Consider the following 5,503-nt stretch of genomic DNA (forward strand, 5'->3'; position numbering starts at 1 on the left):
GAAGACTATCTGGATCAACCGCTGCGCTTTCAGGGGCAGTACTTCGATGTTGAAAGTGGGCTGCATTACAACCGGCACCGGTATTACGACCCGAGGCTTGGGCGGTATCTGACACCGGATCCGGTGAAGCTCGCGGGTGGGTTGAACCAGTACCAGTACGTGCCGAATCCGACGGGATGGGTAGATCCGCTGGGGTTGACGTCCAATTGCCCGCCGCCGAATAGGCCTGGGTGTGAGGTGCCGGGGGCGAGTGATGGGGTTAAGGTTGATGAGGGGGAGCCTGCGTTACCGAAGATGACGGCGCAGGAGCGTAGGGCGAGGATTGATGAGTTGGCGGAGGAAAATGCTTATAGGCGTTTGGATGAAATGGAGAAGTCCACACGAGGCGCGCACTTTGTAGAGAAGCATGGCAAACAGACGACACTAGCTTCTCAGCAGGAGCGTTCATTAACGGGACGAAACCCAACCACGGGAGTCATTGAGGTTTATACCTACGGAAGGCGGGCTGGCCAGCCCAAAATACCGAGTGCAGCGACCCATTTTTTTAGCTATCGAGACCAACTTAACGCCATACATCGCGCTCAGCTCATTTTTAGGCGAAACGGGCAAATCGCGTCGACTGAACCAATGAATATGGGGAAAATCGTGGGGGAGGGGTACAGGAGAGGCGGAGTAATTTATGGGCAGCAGACTCATGCAATAGTAATTCTTAATAGCGCGGGCAAACCGATAACGTCTTACACGGAATTTATGGAATGAAACGTAACCCCGAATATTTTGTTCTACGTGGTCTATTGTTTATATTTGATATAGAAAACACTCGCGACGATGAACGTGAAAAAACCATTGTCTCGAAAAACGTTAATAATAAAGAAGAGCTTACTGAGCTTTTTGAAGTTCTTATGAGGCCGGAGTTTCTTTCCTATACGGAGCCTGAACGTCAGTGGTGTATCGATACGTTGAAATATTATTTGGAGGTTGGTGATGATTTTGATGCGGTGTTCACAAAAATTACAACATACTTCGATGAGGATGTAGCGGATCAGCGTCAATTCATGCAGGTTTTGCTTGAATGCTTGGTGAAATACCAACTGGAAGTTTCAAAGGATTCAAAAGTTGATGACTGAGCTTATTGAAGGTAGATGGTCATTTAACGATTTTAAGCGGTGGACACGTGGGGAATCAAATGCTGAACTTTTTGGTGACCAGTACTACGAGGATCCCGATGCAGTGGATTCAAACATTTTAAGCGCGTGCGGAGATTCTGGCATTCTGGAATTGATCTCCAATCCAAGCTGCAGGGAACGTCGGTATTTTGCTGATCTATTGGTTCTGAGTCTCTGTAATATTTTTCGATCGGGGGAGATTTGCCGTTTCGGTTTTCGAGGTTTCTTGGAATTGAAAGTCGTGAAACATATTTTTCGGCAGTAATTAGTGCGGCGAAGCGAAGGTATGAAAAGTGCGAAGTGATTAACTCTATGAGTAGTTCACCTGATCCTGCCATAAAATCGTTATACAATCAGATGATGGATTTTCGACATGACAAAACTAGTCTGGTGAGTGAGTTTTATCTTGACTGTAGAGCACGAGTCTATTTGACACTTTTTGAAGACCCTCAAGGACATACAGGAAAAAGCTGAAGCGATAATTTTTCGTCTGTGATTTTTCGCGAACAGGCTCGCTCTGCTAGAGATTTTGGTTTGGTAAGAAGTAAACGACGGCCGATTAGCTGCTGTGCATGTAGACCGGGGACTCTACAACGTCCAACAAATACACACTAAACCCCACAACATCCTTCGCATGATGCTTAGCCTGCGAAGCCATCTCCGCAAGCTGGCTGGCATCAAGCGCTGCGCAAGCCTCAGGCCGCAGATGCACCACCCCGATCGATAACGATAACAACGCAAACTCCTGCCGCACGCCTTGGCGATTGGGTGCAACGAAGCAGCCGGCCTCCAGATGCTCGGGGCGATAGAACCGGCGGCATTGGCTCTGGAAGTCGTCGAGTAGTTGGTTGAGGCGTTTGCGCCAGTCTTCGGGGCCGAGGACGAGGAGGAAGTCGTCGCCGCCGATGTGGCCGACGAAGTCGCGGGTGGGGTCGATGCGTTCGTTGAGGCATTGCGCGAGGCAGAGCAGGACTTCGTCGCCACGGCCGTAGCCGTAGATGTCGTTGAAGGGTTTGAAACTGTCAATGTCGACGTAGCAGATGATCGACTCGCGGGCCTGTTGCAGCAGGCGCGTGAGGCACTGCTGGATCGGGACGTTGCCCGGGAGCAGGGTGAGGGGATTGGCGTAGCGCGCCTGTTGGATTTTCAGTTCGGTGATCAGTTTCAGTACGTCGATGACGCGGCCAAGGCCGAGGTAGCCACCGTTGAGGGTGATGATGAAATCTTCTTCGATGCGCTGGCGGGCGCGGCTGGTGATCAGGCGGCTGACTTGCTGCAGCGACTGGCTGATTTCCACGGCGAGGAAATCGTCGTTCATCAGGCGGCTGATCGGTTTGCGGGCGAACAGATCGGTGGCAAATGGTTTGAGCAAAGCGTCCGACAGCGAATGGCGGTGGACGATGCCGCAGGGCTGGCCTTGTTCGTCGAGCACGGCGAGTGAATTGAGGTTGGCCTGGCGGCGGAAGGCTTCCAGCACGGTGGCGGTGGGCGTATCGCGCTGTACGGCGGGCTGGTCGTTGAGCAGGGCACTGAGGTCGCTGCCTTCGTCATTCAGCGCGACGGCGCCACTGTCATGCTTGGGCATCAAGGCGCGAGCGTCGCGGGATGGATGTTCCTGAGGGCGGCCGAGCAGATAACCCTGCACCAGATCGACACCCATTTCAGTCAGCACCGCGAGTTCTTCCGGGAGCTCGATGCCCTCAGCAATCACTTGCGCGCGCGAAGCTTTGGCGATTTGCAGGATCGAGCCAACGAACTCTCTTTTCAACGCATCCTGATGAATGCCATCGATGAAGTGTCGGTCGATCTTCACGTAATCCGGACGCAGTTCCGACCACAAACGCAGGCTTGAATACCCGGCACCGAGGTCATCCAGGGCAATGGAAAACCCCATCGCCCGGTAGTGATGCAGGGCGTTTTGCAGCAACTGGAAGTCATCGATTGGCGTTTGCTCGGTGAGTTCGATGACGACTTGGCTCGGCGCAATGCCCAAGTCTTGCAGCAGTTGCAAGGTACGCCCGGGTTGGTGCGCGGCTTCGAGCAAGGACTCCGGCGAAACGTTGAGAAATAGCTTGCCGGTCAATTGCTGCTCATTGAAGCGGCGGCAGGCGCTTTGTCGGCAGGCGATTTCCAGTTCGCTCAATCGTCCGGCCTGTCGTGCCACGGCGAACAGGGCAATCGGCGAGTGAAGAGGGCTGTTGGACGGACCACGGGTCAGGGCTTCGTAACCGAGAATGCGGCGTTCGGAAAGACAGATGATCGGCTGGAACAAGCTGTGTAAACCGCTTTGAGTCAGGATCGAGCTCAAGGCGCTCAGCTGTTCGGTCGTGGTCATGGCAATCTCTGGCGATAAAAAAAGGACCGGGAGCGCTTGCTCTCGGTCCTTTATTGCACGACAGAATGATGACTGTTTGATGACGATCCGGGGATCGTCAGCACTAAATTGCCATCACTTACTTCTTGGCGACTTGATTGCTCAGCTTCAGGTAATCCAGCAGCACGCGCCCGGTTTCGCTTAGGTAGGCATCGTCTTCCGGTTTGACCTTGTCCGGCTCGGCAGCGGCCAGTGCGTCTTCGTCTTCTTTCTTCAGCTCTTTGAGCGGTTCTTCGCCTTTGGCCTTGCGACGGATGTTCTCCATCGCCAGTTGCTTGGCGTCGATATCGGCGTGCTGGGCACGACGCTCTGCTTCGTTGAGGCTGACGGTTTTTTCTTCCATCAGTTTCTGTGCCAGGGCGAGTTTGTCGCGAATGAACACGAACTCGGCATCCTTGTTGGTGCGCGCGTCATGCTCGGACTTCAACTGGGCCAGGAACGGCTTGAATGGATCGGCTGCCGGTTTGATCGCCGCGCGGATGGTGTCCCACGGCATTGCTTCCGGCAGGGCGCTCTCACCGATTTCCTTGGTGTCGATCAGCGACGGGTAGTCGATGTCCGGCAGCACGCCCTGATGCTGGGTGCTCTGCCCGGAGACGCGGTAGAACTTGGCCAGGGTCAGTTTCAGTTCGCCATGGTTCAGCGGCTGAATGGTCTGCACGGTGCCTTTGCCGAAGGTCTGGCCACCGATGATCAGCGCGCGATGATAGTCCTGCATGGCGCCGGCAAAGATTTCCGAAGCCGAGGCGGACAGGCGGTTGACCAACAGCGCCATCGGGCCTTTGTAGAACGCGCCCGGATTTTCATCTTCGAGCACGTCGACACGGCCATCGGCATTACGCACCAGCACGGTCGGACCCTTGTCGATGAACAGACTGGTCAGCTCGGTGGCTTCCTGCAGGGAACCGCCTCCGTTGTTGCGCAGGTCGATGACCACGCCGTCGACCTTGTCTTTCTGCAGTTCGGTGAGCAGCTTCTTGACGTCGCGGGTGGTGCTCTTGTAATCCGGGTCACCTGCACGGAAGGCCTTGAAGTCGAGGTAGAAGGCCGGGATTTCGATCACGCCAAGTTTGTAGTCCTTGCCGTCCTGTTTCAGGCTGAGGATCGACTTCTTCACGGCCTGATCTTCGAGCTTCACCGCTTCACGGGTGATCGGCACGATCTTGGTGGTCTGGTCGTTCGGCGCATTGCTCGCCGGGATCACTTCCAGTCGCACCACGGTACCTTTCGGGCCGCGGATCAATTTCACCACTTCGTCCAGGCGCCAGCCGACCACGTCGACCATCTCCTTGTTGCCCTGGGCAACGCCGATGATCTTGTCGGCCGGAGCAACCTGCTTGGTCTTGTCGGCCGGGCCTGCCGGCACCAGACGCACGACCTTCACTTGATCGTTATCGCTCTGCAAGACGGCGCCGATGCCCTCAAGGGACAGACTCATGTTGATGTCGAAGTTTTCCGCGTTATCCGGCGACAGATAGTTGGTATGCGGATCGTAGGACATGGCGAAGGTGTTGATGTACGCCTGGAAGATGTCCTCGGCACGGGTCTGGTCGAGGCGCGCCAACTGGTTCTTGTAGCGCTTGGTCAGGGTTTCCTGGATCTGCTTCGGCTCTTTGCCGGCGATCTTCTGGCGCAGCACTTCGTCCTTGACGCGTTTGCGCCACAGGTCATCGAGTTCTGCGGTGGACTTGAGCCAAGGTGCGTCCTTGCGATCGATCAGCAAGGTCTCCCTGGTGTTGAAGTCCATCTTGTCGACGCCTTTGTTCAGCTCGGCAAGGGCAAAGTCCAGACGCGCTTTGACGCGGTCCAGATAGCGCTTGTAGATGGTGAACCCGGCGTTGAGGTCGCCGCTCTTGAGAAAGTCGTCGAACTGGGTTTTCCACTTGTCGAATTCAGCGATATCGCTGGCCATGAAGTAGCTGCGCGACGGGTCGAGCAGCTTGATGTAGCTGTCGTAGATGAT

At 55.1% G+C, this 5,503-nt stretch carries 4 protein-coding genes; 2 read left to right on the forward strand and 2 right to left on the reverse strand.

The genetic code is table 11. From position 1 onward, the window contains the following. The coding region (locus ACIGDJ_RS26515; RefSeq protein ID WP_397480046.1) for an RHS repeat-associated core domain-containing protein at positions 1-759 on the forward strand (759 nt) is incomplete at its 5' end. Further along, entirely contained in the window at positions 756-1,127 is a 372-nt protein-coding gene (locus ACIGDJ_RS26520; protein WP_313005670.1) for a hypothetical protein, read from the forward strand. The genes ACIGDJ_RS26515 and ACIGDJ_RS26520, both read left to right, overlap by 4 nt. Positions 1,128-1,725: 598 nt before the next feature. Here ACIGDJ_RS26520 and ACIGDJ_RS26525 read toward each other — a convergent pair. Together ACIGDJ_RS26525 and ACIGDJ_RS26530 are read right to left on the reverse strand one after the other, a co-directional pair. Further along, the gene (locus ACIGDJ_RS26525) at positions 1,726-3,501 is read right to left on the reverse strand and encodes a bifunctional diguanylate cyclase/phosphodiesterase (RefSeq protein ID WP_397480045.1); all 1,776 of its coding nucleotides are present in this window, start codon (positions 3,499-3,501) and stop codon (positions 1,726-1,728) included. 118 nt (positions 3,502-3,619) lie between these two features. Further along, a partial coding sequence (locus ACIGDJ_RS26530) for a carboxy terminal-processing peptidase (RefSeq protein WP_397504660.1) occupies positions 3,620-5,503 on the reverse strand: 1,884 nt, incomplete at its 5' end.

Source organism: Pseudomonas sp. NPDC079367 (genome assembly GCF_044542195.1).
Classification (GTDB): Bacteria; Pseudomonadota; Gammaproteobacteria; order Pseudomonadales; family Pseudomonadaceae; genus Aquipseudomonas.